Annotated in this window: 20 protein-coding genes; 6 read left to right on the top strand and 14 right to left on the bottom strand. The window is 50.5% G+C overall.

All coding sequences use genetic code 11. From position 1 onward, the window contains the following. Positions 1–175 precede the first annotated feature (175 nt). Entirely contained in the window at positions 176–442 is a 267-nt protein-coding gene (locus A6395_RS14065; RefSeq protein ID WP_070327590.1) for a UPF0223 family protein, read from the bottom strand. A gap of 184 nt (positions 443–626) precedes the next feature. Between A6395_RS14065 and A6395_RS14060 the strand changes: the two genes are divergently transcribed. Further along, positions 627–2,108 carry an aminotransferase class I/II-fold pyridoxal phosphate-dependent enzyme gene (locus tag A6395_RS14060; protein ID WP_071399524.1) on the top strand — a complete coding sequence of 494 codons (1,482 nt, stop codon included), beginning with the start codon at positions 627–629 and terminating at the stop codon, positions 2,106–2,108. 106 nt (positions 2,109–2,214) lie between these two features. Here A6395_RS14060 and A6395_RS14055 read toward each other — a convergent pair whose 3' ends face one another. Further along, positions 2,215–2,535, bottom strand: a complete 321-nt coding sequence (locus tag A6395_RS14055; RefSeq protein WP_070327592.1) for a DUF3055 domain-containing protein — start codon at positions 2,533–2,535, stop codon at positions 2,215–2,217. Positions 2,536–2,610: 75 nt separating this feature from the next. Between A6395_RS14055 and aac(6') the strand changes: the two genes are divergently transcribed. Continuing rightward, complete coding sequence (aac(6'), locus tag A6395_RS14050) at positions 2,611–3,054, top strand: aminoglycoside 6'-N-acetyltransferase (RefSeq protein ID WP_071399523.1); 444 nt, start codon at positions 2,611–2,613, stop codon at positions 3,052–3,054. Between the two features lie 16 nt (positions 3,055–3,070). On the opposite strand, the gene lpdA is transcribed toward aac(6'), so the two are convergent. The 4 genes from lpdA to pdhA all read right to left on the bottom strand — a co-directional run bounded on the left by lpdA (position 3,071) and on the right by pdhA (position 7,923). After that, positions 3,071–4,483, bottom strand: a complete 1,413-nt coding sequence (gene lpdA / locus A6395_RS14045; protein ID WP_071399522.1) for a dihydrolipoyl dehydrogenase — start codon at positions 4,481–4,483, stop codon at positions 3,071–3,073. A gap of 4 nt (positions 4,484–4,487) precedes the next feature. Continuing rightward, the gene (locus tag A6395_RS14040; RefSeq protein WP_071399521.1) at positions 4,488–5,780 is read right to left on the bottom strand and encodes a dihydrolipoamide acetyltransferase family protein; all 1,293 of its coding nucleotides are present in this window, start codon (positions 5,778–5,780) and stop codon (positions 4,488–4,490) included. Positions 5,781–5,856: 76 nt separating this feature from the next. Beyond that, positions 5,857–6,834, bottom strand: coding sequence for an alpha-ketoacid dehydrogenase subunit beta (locus A6395_RS14035; RefSeq protein ID WP_070327596.1), 978 nt, complete (start codon positions 6,832–6,834; stop codon positions 5,857–5,859). Positions 6,835–6,837: 3 nt separating this feature from the next. Further along, positions 6,838–7,923 carry a pyruvate dehydrogenase (acetyl-transferring) E1 component subunit alpha gene (pdhA, locus tag A6395_RS14030; RefSeq protein WP_070327597.1) on the bottom strand — a complete coding sequence of 362 codons (1,086 nt, stop codon included), beginning with the start codon at positions 7,921–7,923 and terminating at the stop codon, positions 6,838–6,840. 332 nt (positions 7,924–8,255) lie between these two features. Between pdhA and def the strand changes: the two genes are divergently transcribed. Together def and A6395_RS14020 are read left to right on the top strand one after the other, a co-directional pair. Next, on the top strand, positions 8,256–8,795 hold the full coding sequence (gene def / locus A6395_RS14025) for a peptide deformylase (protein WP_071399520.1): 540 nt from the start codon (positions 8,256–8,258) through the stop codon (positions 8,793–8,795). Position 8,796: 1 nt separating this feature from the next. Continuing rightward, complete coding sequence (locus A6395_RS14020) at positions 8,797–10,422, top strand: alpha/beta hydrolase (protein WP_071399529.1); 1,626 nt, start codon at positions 8,797–8,799, stop codon at positions 10,420–10,422. 172 nt (positions 10,423–10,594) lie between these two features. Here A6395_RS14020 and A6395_RS16030 read toward each other — a convergent pair whose 3' ends face one another. The 3 genes from A6395_RS16030 to rnjA all read right to left on the bottom strand — a co-directional run bounded on the left by A6395_RS16030 (position 10,595) and on the right by rnjA (position 13,998). Beyond that, complete coding sequence (locus A6395_RS16030) at positions 10,595–10,768, bottom strand: hypothetical protein (protein ID WP_158625496.1); 174 nt, start codon at positions 10,766–10,768, stop codon at positions 10,595–10,597. A gap of 43 nt (positions 10,769–10,811) precedes the next feature. Then, positions 10,812–12,269 carry a phospholipase D family protein gene (locus A6395_RS14015; RefSeq protein ID WP_084813095.1) on the bottom strand — a complete coding sequence of 486 codons (1,458 nt, stop codon included), beginning with the start codon at positions 12,267–12,269 and terminating at the stop codon, positions 10,812–10,814. A 61-nt stretch (positions 12,270–12,330) separates the two neighbouring features. After that, entirely contained in the window at positions 12,331–13,998 is a 1,668-nt protein-coding gene (gene rnjA, locus A6395_RS14010; protein WP_070327600.1) for a ribonuclease J1, read from the bottom strand. Positions 13,999–14,206: 208 nt separating this feature from the next. Between rnjA and A6395_RS14005 the strand changes: the two genes are divergently transcribed. Further along, complete coding sequence (locus tag A6395_RS14005; RefSeq protein ID WP_173647404.1) at positions 14,207–14,995, top strand: Cof-type HAD-IIB family hydrolase; 789 nt, start codon at positions 14,207–14,209, stop codon at positions 14,993–14,995. A gap of 29 nt (positions 14,996–15,024) precedes the next feature. On the opposite strand, the gene A6395_RS14000 is transcribed toward A6395_RS14005, so the two are convergent. From A6395_RS14000 to A6395_RS13980, 5 genes are all read right to left on the bottom strand, one after another. After that, complete coding sequence (locus A6395_RS14000; RefSeq protein WP_071399517.1) at positions 15,025–15,687, bottom strand: potassium channel family protein; 663 nt, start codon at positions 15,685–15,687, stop codon at positions 15,025–15,027. 107 nt (positions 15,688–15,794) lie between these two features. Further along, complete coding sequence (locus A6395_RS13995) at positions 15,795–16,826, bottom strand: cytochrome d ubiquinol oxidase subunit II (RefSeq protein WP_071399516.1); 1,032 nt, start codon at positions 16,824–16,826, stop codon at positions 15,795–15,797. A 14-nt stretch (positions 16,827–16,840) separates the two neighbouring features. Beyond that, positions 16,841–18,229, bottom strand: coding sequence for a cytochrome ubiquinol oxidase subunit I (locus A6395_RS13990; protein WP_071399515.1), 1,389 nt, complete (start codon positions 18,227–18,229; stop codon positions 16,841–16,843). A gap of 267 nt (positions 18,230–18,496) precedes the next feature. Beyond that, the gene (locus A6395_RS13985; protein ID WP_071399514.1) at positions 18,497–19,618 is read right to left on the bottom strand and encodes an N-acetyldiaminopimelate deacetylase; all 1,122 of its coding nucleotides are present in this window, start codon (positions 19,616–19,618) and stop codon (positions 18,497–18,499) included. Further along, positions 19,615–20,493 (bottom strand): transcriptional regulator CcpC, encoded by an 879-nt coding sequence (locus A6395_RS13980; protein WP_070327606.1) that lies wholly within the window; start codon positions 20,491–20,493, stop codon positions 19,615–19,617. Before A6395_RS13980 ends, A6395_RS13985 begins: the two co-directional genes overlap by 4 nt. Positions 20,494–20,603: 110 nt before the next feature. Here A6395_RS13980 and A6395_RS13975 point away from each other — a divergent pair, with 110 nt between their 5' ends. Further along, positions 20,604–20,993: a disulfide bond formation protein B gene (locus A6395_RS13975; protein WP_071399513.1), complete on the top strand. Its 390-nt coding sequence runs from the start codon at positions 20,604–20,606 to the stop codon at positions 20,991–20,993. Positions 20,994–21,037: the final 44 nt, after the last annotated feature.

The following is a 21,037-nucleotide window of genomic DNA, read 5'->3' as shown; positions in this document are numbered from 1 at the left end:
TTCAAAAAAGAAGAAAATTGTCTGACTATTTTGAATTTTTTATCTTAGTGGATATATTCCCACTTCAACCGGTCCTAAACCTTAAATAACCTTTAGTGATATGTACCCTATTTCTTAAGGTACTAACTAAAAAAAGCAGCAACCGACAGATTCGTCGGTTCCTGCAATTCATTTGTTACAACCTGATAATCTTAGTATTTGATTTCAAGGCCGCTTGGACCGTACGATAGGTAGAGTATCCGGTCTGCTCATCGTGGACAGCGCTCAGTTGCTTCTCTTCTGACTTTGATGTCACGATTTGTTTGAACGACCGATACGTTGCTAAAAATTCTTCCCGATCGACGCCGCCTTCGTTGGCGAGTGCGACTTGATTATAGAACTCGACGACTTCGATCAGTTCTTCTGTCGTCCAGTCCGGATTGATTGGATAGTTGATTTGCATATTCTTCACCTCGACAACCATTGTATCAACAAAAAAAACTATTGCAAGTTGACTTGGAAATCTCTATAGTTTTTTTGTTGCATCGTTTTTCTGCATAGCAGACCAATCATTCATCGGGTAAAGAAACTTAGTATACGTAAACGACCGATCCCATACAAACGCTGACTTCAAGGAGGGCTTACTATTGAAAATTAAAGGGTCTACACAGCTCGACACGCCGCTATTTGAGACGTTGCTCAAACACGTCAACACAAATCCGATTGCGTTCCATATTCCTGGTCATAAAGGCGGAAAAGGAATGGATCCCGAATTTCGTGACTTCATCGGCGAAAACGCTTTAAAAATCGATTTGATCAACATCGCTCCACTTGATGACTTGCATCATCCGAAAGCTTCGATTGCTGAAGCCGAGCGTCTCGCTGCTGAAGCGTTCCGTGCTGACGAGACATTTTTCTCGGTCCAAGGCACATCGAGCGCCATCATGGCGATGATCATGGGCGTCGTCGGGCCGAACGAAAAAATTATCGTCCCGCGTAACGTGCATAAATCCGTCATGTCAGCGCTCGTCTTGACCGGAGCCCATCCTGTATTCATTCATCCTGAATATGATGAAACGTACGGGATCGCACACGGCATCACGGCAAGCGCTGTCGAGCGCGCGCTCGAGCTGCATCCTGACACGAAAGCCGTCCTCGTCATCAACCCGACGTACTTCGGTGTCGCTGGTGACCTCGAACGTATCGTCGCCGTTGCTCACGCTCAGGACGTCCCTGTACTCGTTGACGAAGCGCACGGTGTCCACTTGCCATTCCACGACGAGCTCCCTCTGTCGGCGATGCAAGCGGGCGCAGACGTCGCTGCGACGAGCGTGCATAAGCTCGGTGGCTCGATGACAGGTAGCTCGATTTTGAACGTACGCCGCGGTCTTGTCTCTCCAGAGCGGATCCACGCGATGCTCTCGATGATTACGACGACGTCGACGTCTTACCTACTTCTCGCCTCGCTCGACGCAGCCCGGCGCCAATTGGCGACAAAAGGTGAGGCCATGAACGAACGCGCCCTCACGCTCGCACGAATGGCACGCGTCGCCATCAACAACATGCCGCATTTATCGGTCTACGGCCACTCTGAGCTCCATTCTGAGTCGACGTACGCCTTAGATGAGACGAAAGTACTCGTATCGGTTCGTGAGCTTGGAATTACCGGATTTGAAATCGAGAAATATTTGCGCGAACATCACCGCATCGAAGTCGAGATGTCCGACTTATTGAACGTCCTCTTCATCGTGACGAGTGCCGACGATGAGTCGACGATTCAAGCACTTGTCGATGCGATGCACGATGTCGTATCGGTGTATAAGCAGTCTGGGAACGATTCTTTATCGATCATGCTCCCCGAGATCCCACCACTCGCGCTCAGCCCACGCGACGCGTTCTACGAAGAGACGGAAACGATTCCGCTCGAGAACGCTGTCGGACGAATTTCGGCTGAGTTCATCATGGTGTATCCACCAGGGATTCCGATCATCATTCCAGGAGAATTGATCACGGCGTCCACTCTCGAATACATCACGGCCAACATCGAAGCCGGCTTACCGGTCCAAGGCCTTGAAGACGAGTCGCTGCAAATGATTAAAGTTATCCAACAAACGAAAGCAATCCGCTAAACGAAAGCGAGCCGGTCAATTTGACCGGCTCGCTTTCGTACCATCAGAAGAAAAGATGCTTATGATGATCGAATTGCTTCCCCTACTATTCATTATAAGAAAACGCTTACATTTTTTCAAGAGGTGACTCTGAAGTTTTTTCGTCTTTTGTCCCTTCCTCGAGACAAAGACGCAAAAATTCAGCCACATGGTCCGTGTCGTACAAATTGATTCCAAGCATCGGGTAAAGCTGCCTTGGTTCTTCGAGCGCATGCATATCGAGAAGGGCTGACTGTCCGGTCTGCATGCAGACCACGAGTACTTTCCCCATGAACTGGTGCGTGTAGACAAATCCGAAATCATAACGAGACGTCTCGGTTTCAATGCCCGTAAAACGAACGCGGCTCGTCTCGGAAACGGTATATAATAACTCTTCATCAAACGCCATGATTATTCCCTCCTTTCTGACTTCATAAGTTATTTTCCTTTATACTGAACTTATGAAACCTAGGGAGGACGATGCATGCAGATTAGAAAAGCAAACGCACGGGACGAAGCGGCACTATTGAAACTCATGCAAGCGCTCTGGCCCGACGCCCCGTTGATCGAGTTGACGGCAGAACTACGGCTCGGATTGCGTTCCGGCAAGATGCATTATTTTTTGGCGACCGACAACACGGCGGTCGGATTTTGCCAGCTCAGCTTCAGGCACGACTACGTCCCCGGCGCCACCTCTTCCCCGACCGCGTTCTTAGAAGGCATATACGTTGACGCGTCCTTACGTGAACAGGGCGTTGCGACCCGGCTCGTCGAGGCTGCCGCATCATATGCTCGCTCAAAAGGCTGTGATGAACTCGCCTCCGATACGGAGATTGACAATAATGGTAGTCAACATTTCCATGAACGAATCGGTTTTCAAGAAGTCGAGCGCACGGTTCACTACATGAAAAAACTCTCTCGCGAGTAGCGAGAGAGTTTTTGTGTTACTTGACGACGTGGATTGGCATACCCATTGCGATTTCTGCCGCTTCCATTGCCATCTCACCGAGTGATGGGTGAGCGTGGATTGTAAGCGCGATATCTTCAGCTGTCATGCCTGCTTCGATGGCGAGACCAAGCTCGGCAATCATATCAGAAGCGCCTGTACCCGCGATTTGAGCACCGATCAAAAGACCGTCCTCTTTACGCGTGATGAGCTTCATGAAGCCGTCTGGCTCGTCGAGAGCGAGGGCACGACCGTTCGCTGCGAATGGGAATTTCGATACTGTGAAATCGAGTCCTTCTTCTTTAGCGAGCGGTTCTGTGTAACCGACTGTCGCAAGTTCAGGGTCAGTGAAGACGACCGCTGGGATTGCTGAGTAGTCGAGGTAAGCCGGCTTACCTGCAGCTGCCTCCGCTGCAACTTTTGCTTCGTAAGAAGCTTTGTGTGCGAGCGGTGGTCCTGGTACGATGTCCCCGATTGCATAAATGTTTTCGTTCGACGTCTTGCACTGGTCGTCGATCTCGATGATGCCGCGGTCGCTGATTTTAACTTCAGCATTCTCGAGGCCGATGTCGCCAGTGTTCGGACGGCGTCCGACTGTGACGAGGACGTAGTCCGCTTCAACAGTCTGTTCTTCGCCGTTCACTTCAAACTTCACGATAACGCCATCTTCCGTTTCCTCGACACCTTTTGCAAGAGCGTTCGTGTGAATCGTGACGTTGCCTTTTTGTTTGAGTTTCTTTTTGACGATTTGCGTCATTTGTGGCTCGAAGCCAGACAAGATGTCGCTTGCGCCTTCAACGACTACGACTTCAGTATCGAAGTTCGCATACGCTGTCCCAAGTTCCATTCCGATGTAGCCGCCACCGATGACGACGAGCTTTTTCGGAACTTCTGGAAGAGCCAATGCGCCAGTTGAAGAAAGAACGCGTTTTGACCATTTGAACGATGGAATCTCGATTGGTGTCGAACCAGTCGCGATAATCGCTTTCTTGAACTTGTAAGGAGTTGAGCTATCTTCTGTGATGACACGAACTGTGTCTTCAGCTGCGAAGAACGCTTCACCTTGAACGATCTCGATCTTGTTGCCTTTCAAAAGACCTTTGACGCCTCCAGTCAATTTGTTGACGACCGACTGTTTCCAGTCTTGGACTTTCGTGAAGTCAACTGACACGTTGTCAGATGTGATTCCCATTGACGAGTGACCTTTAGCGTGCTGGAAGTTATGTCCAGCCGTAATCAAAGCTTTAGATGGGATACAACCGACGTTCAAGCAGACACCGCCAAAGTTGCCTTTTTCAACGATTGTAACTTTGAGTCCAAGTTGTGCGCCGCGGATTGCTGCGACGTATCCACCAGGACCGGCGCCGATGACAAGTAAATCAGTTTCTTGTGCGAATTCTCCTACTACCATGTTATTATCCCTCCATCATTAGAAGTGCTGGATCTTGAAGCAAACGTTTGACCATGTTGAGCGCGTTTTGAGCAGTCGCACCATCGATGAGACGGTGGTCAAAGCTGAATGAAAGTGCGAGCACTGGTGCTGCGACAATTTCGCCGTCTTTGACGACAGCTTTTTCAGCAATGCGGCCAATACCGAGAATTGCAACTTCCGGGTGGTTGATGACAGGTGTGAACCATTGTCCACCAGCTGAACCGATGTTCGTGATTGTGATCGATCCGCCTTTCATGTCGTCCCCAGCAAGTTTGCCTTCACGGGCTTTGCCAGCAAGCTCATTGATGTTGTTTGCAAGTGCGTAGACTGATTTACGGTCCGCATCTTTGACGACAGGAACGACGAGGCCGTTATCCGTGTCAGCTGCGATACCGATGTTGTAGTAGTTTTTGTAGACGATTTCTTCGTTTACATCGTCGATTGACGCGTTGATCGTTGGGTAAGCTTTCGCTGCCGCTGTCAATGCTTTGACGACGAATGGCAAGTACGTGAGTTTCACGCCTTGGTCAGCCGCGACTTGTTTGAACTCTTTACGGAGTGCGACAAGTTTCGTGACATCGACTTCGTCCATGAGTGTTACGTGCGGAGCCGTATGTTTCGAGTTGACCATCGCTTTCGAGATCGCTTTACGGATACCACGGATTTTCTCGCGCGTTTCGAGTTCAGGTGTAGCTGACTCGTAAGGCTTGATTTCCGTCTTCGCAGCCGAGGCCGTCGCTACAGATTCTGTTTTCTCTGTTGTAGCTTCCGCTGTCGGTGCTTCACCGTTTGCGAACGCATCGATGTCTTCTTTAAGAACGCGACCGTTGTCGCCAGTTCCTTTGACTTCGCGGATGTCGACGCCTTTTTCACGAGCGTACTTGCGAATCGAAGGCATGGCGATGACGCGCTCAGACTTGTGAAGTTGAACTTCACGTGGACCGTCTTCTTTCACGTCTTCTTGAATGTCTTCTGTCTTCTCTTCAGCTTTTGGCTGTTCAGGAGCTGCTTCTTCTTCACCGGCTGGTGCGTCACCTTCGATGTCGAACGTGATGAGGACGTCGCCGACGATAGCAACTGTTCCTTCAGAGACTTTAACTTCCTTGACTGTTCCGTCGACCGGAGCAGGAATCTCAACGACGGCTTTGTCGTTTTGAACTTCGAGGAGGATGTCATCCTCTTTCACTGTATCCCCTGCTTTGACGAACCACTTGACGATCTCACCTTCGTGAATTCCTTCACCGATGTCTGGTAATTTAAATTCAAATACTGCCACTGGTTTTTCCTCCTATCGAATAATCATGTAAACACGACAAGGGAGACAATTCTCCCTCATCGTTAAATGAACACGATCAGAAGTTGATAACTTCTTTAACTTTTGCAACGACATCTTTATGGTCAGGTAACCATGCATCTTCACCTTGTGCGAAAGCGAAGACCGTGTCTGGTGCAGTTACACGAAGCACTGGTGCTTCGAGGTGAAGAATCGCGCGTTCTTGAATTTCAGTTACGACGTTAGCCGCAATCCCTGCTTGACGCTGTGCCTCTTGAACGACGATCGCGCGGCCAGTCTTTTTAACTGACTCGACGATTGTGTCAATATCAAGCGGGCTGATTGTCATGAGGTCGATTACTTCGACGTTGATGTTTTCTTTTTCGAGCTCTTCAGCTGCTTTGAGTGAAGTATGAACCATCGCACCGTATGTGATGATCGAAACGTCGGTACCTTCGCGTTTCACGTCTGCTTTTCCAAGCTCGATCGTGTAGTCGCCTTCTGGTACTTCGCCACGGAACGAACGGTAAAGTTTCATGTGCTCGAGGAATACGACTGGGTCGTTGTCACGGATTGACGCGATCAAAAGACCTTTTGCATCGTACGGTGTTGACGGGATGACGACTTTAAGACCAGGTGTCTGAGCCATCAATCCTTCAAGGCTGTCCGCATGAAGTTCTGGTGTTTTAACGCCGCCACCGAACGGTGAACGGATTGTAACCGGCTGGCTGTAAGCGCCGCCTGAACGGTAACGCATACGTGCCATTTGGGCAGCAACTGAGTCAAACACTTCGAATACGAATCCGAAGAATTGAACTTCCATGATTGGACGGAAGCCTGTGAGTGCAAGACCAATCGCGAGACCACCGATACCAGACTCAGCGAGTGGCGTATCGAAGACGCGGTCTTCGCCTAGCTCGTCTTGGAGACCTTCCGTTGCACGGAAGACCCCACCGTTTTTACCAACGTCTTCTCCGAAAAGAAGTACTTTCTCGTCGCGCTTCATTTCAACGCGCATCGCATCAGTAATCGCTTGGATCATTGTCATTTGAGCCATAACTTACTTCGACTCCTTTGCTGTATATTCTTCAAGCTGCTCTTTCAAGTTTGAAGGGAGTGTTTCGAACATGTTGTTGATGAAGTCCGAAACTTTTTGTTTTGGTTCTTTGTCCGCGAGGCTGATCGCTTCTTTCACGTCTGCTTTCGCTTGTTCGATCACTTCGTTCTCCATGTCTTCGCTCCAAAGCTTTTTGCCTTCGAGGAAAAGACGGAAACGTACGAGTGGATCTTTTTCTTGGTACTCTGAATCGAGTTCTTTCGTACGGTAACGTGTTGGGTCATCCCCAGCGAGCGTATGTGGTCCGTAACGGTATGTGAGTGCTTCGATGAGCGTCGGTGTCCCGTCAAGTGCGTCTTTACGCGCTTGTTGTGTTGCGGCGAAGACAGCAAGTACGTCCATACCGTCAACTTGGATTCCGTTGATGCCCGCTGCTACAGCTTTTTGCGCGATCGTTTTAGCTGCCGTCTGCTTCTCAACAGGTGTCGAGATTGCGAAGCGGTTGTTTTGAACGACGAAGATAGCTGGTGATTTGAATGCACCTGCGAAGTTCATACCTTCGTAGAAGTCACCTTGTGACGATCCGCCGTCACCCGTGTAAGTAATGGCGACGTTCGTGTTGCCGTTGCGTTTGAGACCCATGGCCACACCCGCTGTTTGAATGATTTGTGCACCGATGATGATTTGTGGCATTAAGACGTTAACGTCTTCTGGGATGCGGTTTCCTGCCACGTGACCACGTGAGAACAAGAACGCTTGATAAAGCGGAAGTCCGTGGAATACGAGTTGCGGGATATCGCGGTAACCCGGGAGAATCCAGTCTTGCTTGTCGAGCGCGTATTGCGTCCCGATCATCGTTGCTTCTTGCCCTGCCACTGGCGCGTAGAAACCTAGGCGTCCTTGACGGTTAAGCGAGATGGCACGCTGATCCCAAATTCGAGTATAGACCATGCGGCGCATAAGCTCCTGAAGTTGCTCGTCCGTTACATCTGGCATCGCGTCTTGGTTGACGACCTCGCCCTTCTCGTCGAGAATACGGAACGTTTGGAAGTTTTCTTCCACGTTTTGAAGTACCTGAACGTTGTTCATTCGTTTCACCTCATCCTTTCAACTATGAGACAATTGTCTTTTTTTGTGATCAAACACTACCTCAAATCTTAAGTGTATCTGTCCAAAAAAGCAATCTGTATTAACGTGATTCAGGAAAGTATGACTTCTCCTGCCGTTTCCTTGTCAGTATAAAACGGGTTGTTACAATAACGCAAAAAATATGCTCACTCCATAAAAACGCTTACACGAACACATTTTTCGAATATTTTACGCTCTGTATCATTTTCATTTCACCTTCTGTACCATCAGAGCGATTCGTTCATTAAATATGATATAATTGGACATATCGCAATTGGAAAGGAAGTTTACCCATGTTAACAATGATAGACGTGATTCGTGAAGGAGATGAGCGGCTCCGTAACCGTTCAAGTGAAGTCTCGCTTCCACCTACAGCAGAAGACCTCGCCCTGCTCGACGAGATGGAAACATTCCTCGTCAACAGCCAAGACCCTGAGATTAGTGAGAAATATGAGCTTCGCGGCGGTGTCGGGATTGCTGCACCACAACTCGGTGTCAATCGCCGGTTCTTCACCGTCCTGCTAAAAGAAGAGGAAGAGACGTTCAAGCTGTCGATCTTCAATCCGAAAATCACGAGTCATTCGCTCGAACAGACGTATTTGAACGGCGGTGAAGGCTGCTTATCTGTCGACCGCATCGTCAAAGGCAACGTGCCGCGTCACCGTCGCATCACCCTCGAAGGATTTGACCGTGATGGCAATCCGATCAAGTTACGCCTTCGCGGGATGCGAGCCATCGTCTGCCAACACGAACTCGACCACTTGGACGGCATCCTGTTTTATGACCGCATTAATACGACCAATCCGCTAGAAACATACGGTGAACCGATCTGAGGTGACGAGCGTGAAAAAAAAGACACTGTTGTTCCTATTCCCATTCTTGTTTCTTTTAATCGGTGGATGCGTCCGAATCGAATACGACGCCACTGTCCACTATGATCAGTCTGTCACTCTCGAGACGACGTATGCGTTCCGCGATCACCCGGTCATGAAGCTATTAAACTTACGGCTCGACTGGGAAACGTGGAAACAACAAGCGAACGATAACGGCTATGCGACTCGAGACTATTCGAGCGAAGACGATTACGAGGGTATGGTATTAAAGAAGACGTTCAAAAACGTCGATGAGCTGCAAAACATTAAACAGGAATGGAAGACCGGACCGGCCGGTATCCTCGTTCCCCCCGACGTGAAATTTGACGTTCAAAAGGAAGACGGCATTTGGTTCGATTCATATGTGTTGAAGACGAACTTGGATCTACGTCTCGATCGCGTCGACTTGCCTGGTGTCAACTTGAGCGGTTCCCCGAAAGAACTCGCCGAACGTTACATCCGCCAAGCCGACATCCGTTTCAATTTGACGGTACCGACCGGTGTGTTCGTCGAGGACGGGACTGGCCTTGATGCTCGTTCGATGAAACAAGTCGAGTGGCAAGTGTACGGCGGACGCCAAAACAATATGACGCTTGTCGCGCACGTACCGAACGTCAAAGCGTGGATCATCACGATCGTTGTTGCTGTCATCGCTAGTGTGACTGCTTTCTTTGTTTGGCGGAGATCTCGGAAAAACGTCGGAAACCCCGACCGGACATCGATTCGTTCGCGTGTGCTCGGTACGTTGATCATCCTGTTAGCGTTAGCCATCATTATCGTGAGCATTCGTGAAGAGCTGACGAACGACCGAAAAGTCGAAGCCATCCGTCAAGCCGCTCAAACCGATGAGTTCATCCCGACGTTCGCCGTCCACGGCCTACTCGGGACCGACCGGACGTTCCTCCGCTTCTCCCAATACATGGAGCAGCGCGGACTCGCCAAAGACGGTGCGCTTTGTACGGTGACAGTGAAAGGGGCGGTCGACTGCGTCATCAATGATTACAGTTCGAACCGCCCGATCGTCCGGATTGAATATGAGGATGCAGAAGCGTCCTTGAACAACCAGACGAAATGGTTGAACCTCGCCATCGAAGAGTACAAATCGGAACGAAACCGTTCGTTCGACCGCATGTATGTGATCGGTCACAGTATGGGCGGTGTCGCCGCAGCCAACTACATCTTGAACCAAGACGAGTATATCGTCGATAAGTTCGTTACGTTTGATAGCCCGTTCGCCGGGACGCGACTAGCCAACTTCGGTTTATCTGCCAGCAACTTCGGTGTGAACACGGGCAGTCCGGCCATCCGCGACTTGTCGCCGAGTTCCGATGGGCTCAAGTCGTTCCAGGCCAAGCTTGAGACGTGGCCCCGTTCGGTCCAAGTGTATTCGTTCTCAGGACGAGGCGGCGAATTCAACTTGATTGAACCGTCGAGCTCGCTCTTGCTCGAGGAATACACGAACAACATCGGTACCGAGACCGTCCCGTACGATCACTTCTCGCTTCATCGGAAGACGGACGTGCTCCGTGAGACAGGCGAGTTTTTATACGAGTATTCAAATGAGTTCAATCCAGTCGAAACGCAATAAAACAAGCCCGCCCTTTGATGAGGGCCGGCTTAGGCTGTTGACGAACCAATTCGCTTTTCGCGAATTGGTTCGTCTTTTTTATGTTCGATGACCTCGAGTCACTCTGCTCGGCACAAGATTGAAAAAATGGTATGTATACGGCCTCTCCAGGCCAATAAACTGGTCAGCTTCTTCATGTTTTGTGCAGTGACCGCCGCCAGATGGGACCGTGTGCGTTGCTCGTCCGATGGCGCCCCGACTCCTGCAGGATAGCCCCAGCAGCGACACGAGTCGCGATGCGGCTCCGGAATCGCCTGCGGAAAGCGTGGGCGTCGAAAGGACGAGCGATATCAATCATGTTAGTCAACAAGCTGAAGCCCGCCCTCTGATGAGGGCGGGCTTGTTTTAGGTCAGTAGGTCATCGTCCACGTCAACTTCTGTAACCAGTAGAGCAAGTACTTGCCGATCGGCAAGTCGGTCTGAATCTCATCATAAGCGACGGTGTACGTCCCGTCCTCGTTGTTCCAAAGCCGTTTGAAATAGCTATCGACTTCACGCATGAACTCGGTCTCGGTCGCAGTCGTCACTTCGACGTCCGCCTCGAGGTTATAGTCGTTCATATTCCGGGTCGTATAGTTGCCTGACCCGATCACAACGACACGCTGCTCGCCTTCGACGTAGAGCATCTTCGGATGATATTGTTCTTTCCCGACTTCGTACCAACGGACCTCGATCTGTTCCGGATTGACTTCGACGAGCTCAGCCGTGACCGGCAAGTTCGGGAGACCCGACTTATCACGCCCGAACGCGTTCGTGTTCGGGTCAAGGATGAGCTTGACGAACACGCCGCGCTCGGCGGCATCGTGGATTGCTTGGATGATGTTCCGATCGGCCAAATAGAACATCCCGATCCAAATCGTCTCGCCCGCTTCCGCCTCGTCCATCGCTTTCACGACGGCTTCTTGAATTTTCGACTCGGTGACGTAACGAACCTGCATCGGTCCGTCCGAATCCTCGTCACGTAAGGCGCTGAGCTTTTCTTCACTCGGGAAACGGCTCGCGTCCCCTTTCGAGAACCGGGCGATCGCCTCTTCCCCTTCAAGAATGTCAGCTAGGATCGGACCGTCGAGTCGGACGCCGACATTTGAATGGTAACCGGACGCGTCATGCGGATTCGCCGAGAGGACGAACCCGTCGTTCTCCGTCACCATGACTTTGCGATGGTTCGCTTTCACGTTCAGTAACCGTAAATAAGAACGAATCGTGATGTCCGGTGCCGATTTCGCCATCGGGTTCGGGAGCCAACCGTTTTGGCTGTCCCCGAACCATTGGAATCCGATGCGATACAACGTCGAGTACAAGATATTCGGGTCACGTAACGCGTCGAGGTTCGTGTAGACAATCTCCGCGCCGGCTTCCTTGAGCACGTCTAAATGGTCAGACGCGTGACCGTTATACGTCGTGTTGATCTCGTCTGTGATCAAGACGACGTTCAAGTCCGGATATAGCTCCATCTGTTCTATGAGTGCTGACGACAGGCGGGCCGTGATGTCCGGATATTGTCGATCTTCATTTGAATATGGATTGAATAAGAAAAAGTCCATGACGATATACTCCCGGGCCTCGCGGATCGATCGCTCGACATCTTGGAAGATCTCTTGCTCATTGACTTCGGTGTCTTCTCCTTGGTATGTCAAATCAGACAAAAAATCGATTTGGTCATCCGAGATGTTTACCGGTTCGGATGCTCGAGACACCCCTTCTGGCAGCGGTTTTACTTGATGATAAATCATCGTGACTAAAAATAAGATCGCAAATGCTGCAAGTCCCCACTTGAGCCAACCTGTCTTACGCTTCTTCCGTTCCATACGCACCGCCCCTTTTTTCATTCTCTAAAAAACGGGCTGTAGTCACCTACAGCCCGTTCGTTTATACTTCCATAATGATCGGAAGAACCATTGGGTGTCTTCGTGTTTTTTGAGCCAAGTATGGCGTGAGTGTATCCGAGACAAGTTGCTTCATCTCTGACCATTTCATCTGCTTGTTCGATAAGCCTTGTTCGACCGTCTTCTTGAGCAAGCGCTCACCGTCACGAATCAGGCTGCCCGATTCACGCATGTACACGAATCCGCGCGAGATGATATCGGGTCCGGAGACGAGTTTTCGCGTCTTGCCGTCGATGCTGATGACGACGACGACAAGTCCATCTTCTGACAAGATTCGGCGATCGCGTAAGACGATATTGCCGATGTCACCGATGCCGTTTCCGTCAACATAGACGGCGTTCGCCGAAATTTTGCCTGTAATGGCAGCCGAATCGGCATCGACGGCGAGCACTTCGCCGTTGTCCATTACGAACGTGTTCTCTTTCGGGATCCCGACCGATTGCGCGAGCTCGGCATGTTTCACTAACATGCGGTACTCTCCGTGAATCGGCATGAAGAATTTCGGGTTGAGCAACCGGATCATGAGCAGCTGCTCTTGTTGCGATCCGTGACCTGACGTATGGATGTTCGTGAGTTTACCGTAGACGACGTCAGCGCCCGCTTTGTACAGTTGGTTGATCGTTTTACCGACCGACACGGCGTTACCAGGAATCGGTGACGATGAGAAGATGACCGTGTCGCCAGGGATGATCGAAACTTGACGGTGTGTCCCATTCGCAATCCGGCTGAGCGCAGCCATCGGTTCACCTTGTGATCCGGTACAGAGAATCGCCACTTCATGTGGTTGGAAGTTGCGCATCTGGTTCGTCTCGATAATCATTCCTTTTGGTACGTTGATAAAGCCGAGATCTTGTCCGATCGTCATGACTTTTTCCATCGAGCGACCGAAGATGAGCAAGTGGCGTCCCGTCTCAGCACAAGAGTCGATGACTTGTTGCAGACGATAGATGTTCGAGGCGAACGTCGCGAAGATGATGCGCCCTTCCGCTTTACGGAACGTCTCACTGATCGTCCCACCGACGACTTTTTCACTCATCGTGAACCCTTCGATTTCTGCGTTCGTCGAGTCTGACAAGAGACAAAGGACGCCTTCTTTCCCGATTTCAGCCATTTTGGCGATATCAGCCGGCTCGCCGACCGGTGTGAAGTCGAACTTGAAATCGCCGGTATGGACGATGTTGCCTTGTGGCGTCTTGACGACGACACCGAGCGAGTTCGGAATCGAGTGAGTCGTCCGGAAGAACGAGATACTCGTCTTTCTGAACTTGACGATCGTATCCTCATCGATTTCATGCAATTCGGCCTCACGAAGCAAGCCGTGCTCCTCAAGTTTCACTTTGATCAACCCGAGGGCGAGCTTTGTCGCATAGATCGGCAGTTTGACTTGTTTCAACAAGAACGGGATTCCACCGATATGGTCTTCGTGACCGTGGGTGATGAACACCCCTTTTACTTTTTCTTTGTTTTTGATCAAGTATGAGTAATCTGGAATGACGTAGTCGATCCCAAGCAAGTCATCCTCTGGGAACATAATCCCGGCGTCGATGACAATGATCTCATCTTGAAATTGAGCGACATACGTATTCTTCCCGATTTCTCCGAGTCCGCCTAATGCGAACACAGCGGTTTGATGGTTCTTTACAAACTTCATTTAATCTCTCCTTACTTCTAGTTAGTTGATTTTCATCTATGTGATACATAAGTGATTCTCGTGATAAAGTTATGTCTCCGTAAGATTCTTTCTTCATTATAGCTCATATTGTGACAAAATTTCACTAATGACGTCAGATTGAGGGCGGTTTCTTGATTTCGTGGTATGCTTTTCTGTATAGAAATACCCTAAACAAGACAGAGAAAGCATGGTGATTCGAATGGAAGATAAAAAAGTAGTCTTTTTTGATATTGACGGCACGCTTCTCCACGAAGGGACGTATATTCCACCTTCGACGATTGCGGCGATCGAACAACTTCGTGCGAACGGAGTCGAGACGTTCATCGCGACGGGACGAGGCCCGGCGATGCTCTCAGACATCCCGCAGCAACTTGGAATCGAGAGCATGGTGTGCTACAACGGCCAAATCGTCGTCCACCGTGGGGAAATCGTCTATCGGAACACGCTACCGACTCATGCGCTCAGCCGTTTGACGGACCATGCGGGAACGTTTGACCACACACTCGTCTATCTCGGACAAGACCGTGGCGGCGCGACGAAGCCGAACGACCACGTCGTCGAACAGTCGCTCGGTGAACTCGATATGCCGATCCCGACGTACGCGCCAAACTTCCACATTGAACAGGACGTCTATCAGACGTTGCTCTACTGCACGCCTGAAGAAGAGCATCATTATCTCGACGCTTATAGCGAATTCGATTTTATCCGGTGGCACCCGCATGCGATGGACGTCATCAATCGCGGGGCGAGCAAGGCGGACGGCATTCGCCACTTCATCGAGACGAACGGCTATCGCCTCGAGAACACATACGCCTTCGGTGACGCGTTAAACGACTTGGCGATGCTCCGATACGTCGGTACAGGCATCGCGATGGGCAACGGACGAGCCGAGGCAAAAGAAGCGGCCGACTTTGTGACGAAATCGATTCTTGAAGACGGGATCGAGTACGGACTAAAAACTATGAAGCTAATCTAAAAACAACGAGAGGCGCGCGCCTCTCGTTTTTATCTTGACCGAAGCGAGCGTTCGAGCCGGTCGAGGTCAGTATCTTTTCCGATGATGATCAAGATATCTTCCGGCAGGATCATCTCGTCGGCTTGAGGGGAAATCAAGACGTCGTCACCACGACGGATGGCGACGATGTTGACTCCGTATTTGGCACGAAGGTCCAAATCGATCAGTGATTTATTCGATAGTTTATCAGAAGCCTTGATCTCGACGATCGAATGTTCATTTGAAAGTTCGAGGTAGTCCAAGATACTTTGGCTCATCAATCCGTTGGCGATCCGGACGCCCATATCGCGTTCCGGGTGGACGATGTTATCCGCACCGATTCGACGTAGGACTTTTTCGTGATAGTCGTTCGTCGCTTTCACCGTGATGATTTGGACACCGAGCTCTTTCAAAATCAACGTCGTCAAAATCGAGGCTTGAATGTTTTCTCCGATTGCCACGATCACATGTTCGAAGTTACGAATCCCAAGACTCTTTAAGACGTTCTCATCGGTCGTGTCGGCGATGACCGCGTGCGTGGCTAGGCCCATGAACTCATTGACGCGTTCTTCATCTACGTCGATGGCGAGCACGTCATATCCGTTCGACGACAACTCCCGCACGATCGACCCACCAAACCGACCTAACCCGATGACTGCAAATTCACCTGTCATATTCAAAACATCCCTTTCCATACAGCGGTTTCTGTTCCCGATTCTTCGTACAGTGTAACCGATTCGCCCTAAAAAAACTATACAAAAAAGACCGGGAAATCCCGGTCTTATGCTTTACCGCTTGAACGTGTTCCACGCACATAATCATTGTCGAACAAGAACAGACGAAGCAATAAATACAACGCTGGTACGAGTAAGAGCAATCCTAGAATGAACACGATGACGAGCGCGATCGCCATCGACTCGTTGACGACGCTTCCGTTAATGTCGATATACGGATAGAGGATATACGGCAAATGCGTATAGCCATATCCGAACCACGCCATGAAGAACTGACCCATGACCATTAAGAAAGCGATTCCGTAGTTGCGTTTCAAGTAGACGAACGATACGGCGATGATGAAGAAGACGAAACTCGCGGCGAACCACCACCAGTTACCCGCTAAAATGCTTTCATAGTGCCATGCCGCCTGCGATTTCAAGCCGAAGAAAACGAGGCCCGAAGCGAGGATCGTCGGAACACTCCAGAAGAGCGCCCATTTGCGTACGAGGCCGACTGCTTCGACATCACGTGCCTTGTCCGCATAGAACAAGAGGAACATCGCACTAATATAGAGCACCGACACGATTGCAAGGATAACGACTGTCCACGAGTAAAAGTTTGTGAACAATTTCAATCCGTCAAAGAACACACCCGACTCTGTCTCGTTAATGAATCCGCCTTGGCTGACCGTGAGCACGGTCGACATCGCCGCCGGAATCAATAAACCTGTCGCCCCGTACAAGAACACGTAAAACGTACTCTCTTTCGAACCGTAGTTCGCGAACGCATAAAAACTTCCGCGAATCGCGAGCAAGATCAACACGACAGAGGCTGGTACTAACAAGGCCGTTCCATAATAGTAAGCCGTATCCGGGAAGAACCCGACGATTCCGACGAAGAAGAAGACGAAGAAGACGTTCGTCACTTCCCATGTCGGTGACAAATACCGTTGAATCAGGCGATTGATTTTTTGGTCTCGCTTCGTGTACTTACTATAGAAAGCGAAGAAGCCGGCACCGAAATCAATCGATGCAACGATGAGATAGCCGTATAAAAACGTCCATAATACGGCAATCCCTAATTCTTGAATTTGCATGTCATATCCTCCGATCACACTTCATCCGCAAACATCGCTTCGCCGCGATGTTCCGATTGTTTTAGTTCTTTCCCGACTGGGTTGTCCTTGAACAGACGTGTCAAGACGAGCACTGTGACCACGCCAAGAACCGCATACAGGATCGCGAAGGCGATGAGCATCCAACCTACGTTAGCCGACGTCGTCGCTGCCTCACTCGTGCGCATCAAATCATAGAGCGCCCATGGCTGACGGCCAAACTCGGCGAAGAACCACCCGAACTCGATCGCCATCATGGCGAGAGGGCCTCCCGCCGCAATCGCAATCAGCATCGGTTTACTGAATTGAGGCAATCGCTTAATATAGCGTCCGAGGACGAACAGGAATGAGATGAGCGCAAGAAGCATCCCGATTCCGACCATCGCATCAAACAGATAGTGGATGAACAGTGGCGGTTGATCCTCTTTCGCAAATTCATCGAGACCCGTCACTTCATAGTTCGGGACACCGCCCGCTAAGATTGACAACGCATAAGGGATTTTAATGGCCCCTCGTACTTCGTAACCACCTTCACCATCATCTTCAAGCCAACCGCCCAAAATGAGTTCGGCTTCGGAGGAGGTGTCAAAATGCCACTCTGCCGCCGCCAACTTATCCGGCTGGTACTTCGCCAAGTATTTACCTGAGAAGTCCCCGACGAGCGCAGTCGCAATCGCAAAGATGAGCGCGACGGTCATCGTTAAACGAAGACCCTTTTTGTGATACTCGATAGACAATTTGTCGAGCTGGTTACGGCGTTGGCGCAATAACTGCACGGCCGCAATCGCCGCCAAGATGAACGCCGATGTCAAAATGGCCGACGTTAATACGTGAGCCATCTTCGTCGGCATCGCCGGACTGAACATCGCCTCGAGCGGACTCACGTTCGCAAGTTTCCCATCGACGATATCAAATCCGACAGGTTGGTTCATGAAACTGTTGACCGTTGTAATGAAGAAGCCTGAGAACAGCGCACCAACGGCGACTGGAATCCCAATCAACATATGGTGCCACGGGTTTTTAAACCGATCCCACGTGTACAAATAAATGCCGAGGAAGATCGCTTCGAAGAAGAACGCGAACGTTTCCATGAACAACGGCAACGCGATCGTCTGACCGGCGACGCGCATCAAGTTTGGCCATAGCAATGATAACTGCAGCCCGATGGCTGTACCGGTGACGACACCGACCGCGACGGTCACGACATAGCCCCGCGACCACCGACGAGCCATCAAGGTGTATTTCGGATCTTTCTTTTTAATACCTAAAAACTCTGCCAATAAAATTAATAGTGGAACCCCGACGCCGATTGTGGCAAAAATCACATGAAAGCCTAACGTGAGTGCCGTTAACGCCCGACTCATCAGGACAGGATCTTGAAACATCTATTGATTACCTCCTATCTCTCTCTAGCGCTTCACACCGATGCGTGAAACGAAACATCACAGATGATTTCCTTTGGATACCCCTATCATAATGATTTTATATAGCGCTGTAATGTCTCAATGCTTGAGTTCGCAAAATGTTCACATTTGAACAAGCTTAACAATATTGACGCTTTACAATCATAGTAAATTCCCTTTCTTCTCACATCGGAAGCATAATTCAACACATTTCAACAAAAAAAGCGGACAACAACGTGTCCGCTTCGTTCACTTCACAATGACCGTTCTAAAGAAATGATCGAACAGTTCGACCGCGACATCGATCGCCCGCTCATCCGGATTGAGCGTTGCTTGATGAAGACCTGAACCCATATCGTTCACCCCGAGCCATACCATGAACCCCGGCACTTGTTTCAACATATAGCCGAAATCCTCACCAGTCATGGCCGGAACGCACGTCTTATACGAATATCCGACGTCTTCGACCGCTTCCTCGAACTGGAACAAATATCGTTCGTCGTTCACCACTTCATGGTACCGGTTACCAAACTCGAGGTCGATATGGACGTTATACGTCATCTCGACACCGGCGATGACTTGACGGATCCGACGCTCAAGGACGACCATTTCTTTATCCGACAGGGCCCGGATCGTCCCATCGAGCTTGGCCGTCTCGGCGATGATGTTCTCTTTCGTGCCGGCAGCGACTTTACCGATACTGATCACGGCGCTCCCCATCGGGTCGATATTGCGAGAGATGATCGTCTGCAGCTGCATGATCAATGCCGCCTGAACGATGACAGCGTCAATCCCGGCATGCGGGAAAGCGCCGTGCCCACCCTTGCCGTGAATCGTGAGGTGGAGCTCACGCGCACTCGCGAACAAGACGCCCGGTCGTGAGGCAATCGTGCCGACCGGGTATTCCGGCGCCACGTGGAGACCGAACATCGCGTCAGGACGGAAATGATAGAACAACTCCGACATCGCCATCGGTTCCGCACCGCCCGGTCCTTCTTCGGCCGGTTGGAAAAAGACGACGAGATGATGATCGAGCGGCTCTTCGATCGCGCGTTTGATCAAGCCGAGCGCGATTGCCATATGGACGTCATGGCCACACGCGTGCATCATGCCTTCATGGACCGAGGCGAACTCAAGTCCGGTCTCTTCCGTAATCGGCAATCCGTCCATATCGGCCCGATACCCGATCGTCTTGTCGCCGACAAGACCGTCGACACGCACGAACAGTCCGGTGCGCCAATGCGAGATGTGGACCCGTGACGAGTTAAACGAACGAATCAACTCTTCAAGTGTCGCTTGTGTTTTAAACTCCTCGTAACCCGGTTCTGGAATCAAATGTAACTGTCTTCTAGCTTCTATGGCCCAACTCATTCCACACTCTCCTTTGTCACTTCTTCAACGATTTCCCAAAACGCTTTCACTTGCGCGAGCTCGAGCATCGAGTCGGTCGACAACATCCACGTGTCACGCACGAGCGGTGTCCCGTTCGACGACGTGAGCGGAATCTTATTGATCGCCTCGACATCGCGAATCGTCGACTCCGGCAAGATGGCAAAACCAATCCCATGCAGCGCCATCTGTTTGCACGTCTCGATCTGATCGACGACGAGTGTCGTGAGCGGAGGACTCGAGAACCGCTCTTGCCACCACTCAAGGATTTCTTGATAATAGGTCGAGTCACTCTTAAACTGAATGAACGAGCGCTCGTTATTTTTCAACTGCTTTAAATCGGTCATCCGCATATCAACGAGGTGAAGCGAATCTGAGAACAGTTTCATCTTTTCTCCGCGCCAGTCCGGGTTACCGCGAATGATCCCGATATGGAAACTCTCTTCGAGCATATAGCGCATCATCTCGCTCGACCAGCCCGTCACGAGTTTGACCCGGACGGACGGATACCGTTCCATGAACCGTTTCAAGACGCGGGGCAACCAATACTGTCCCATGATCGAGGCGACCGCGATTTTGAGCGTCCCGTACACTTCGCCTTGCTTGGCCGTCAACTCTCCCCGAAGTTCTTGCTCTTCGCTATACATCTTTTTCGCGAAGTCGATGATTTTCTCACCATCCGGGGTGAGGGCGAGGCCTCGCGTCGAGCGGACGAAAATCTTCTTGCCCCACTGATGCTCGATCGTGACGAGACGTTGGCTTAAAGCCGGTTGGGAGACGAACAACCGCTCGGCGGCTTTCCTCATATTCAACTCTTCGGCGAGGACGATCAACACTTCTACTTCTGATACTTGCATGACGTCACCTATTTCTATATCGTTTCTAAGACTGTATACTAAATTCATTATTGCTAACCTGTATCATATCATGTTCATTCGCACTTTTTGAGTCGTCAGGAGGAAATCGTATGCAACGTCATCATTTTGCCTTTATTGTCGCGACCGTCGCGACGCTCGGAAGTTTGTACTTCTCCGAAGTCATGCTCTATCTGCCCTGCAAGCTGTGCTGGTTTCAGCGCATATTCATGTACCCGCTCGCGATTTATTACTTGACTATCATGTTAACGAACCGTGAAGTCAACCGTCTCTTCATCGGACTGATGGCCGGTGCCGGCTGGCTGATCAGCCTATATCACGTCGTGCTCGAACGGGTTCCGAACGGGGATGCGTTTTGCAGCAACGACTGTCTCATCCGTTGGGTGAATTACTTCGGGTTCGTCACGATCCCGCTCTTGAGCTTCATCGCGTTCACGCTGATTTTAGTCATTCAATTCGTTCCAAAACGTACTACTCGTTGAATGGAAAGAGGAGACACGGTCAATTTCGACCGCGTCTCCTCTTT

The sequence above is a fragment of the Exiguobacterium sp. SH31 genome, assembly GCF_001816105.1.
Classification (GTDB): domain Bacteria; phylum Bacillota; class Bacilli; order Exiguobacteriales; family Exiguobacteriaceae; genus Exiguobacterium; species Exiguobacterium aurantiacum_A.
This window is presented reverse-complemented; position numbering and strand designations above follow the sequence as displayed.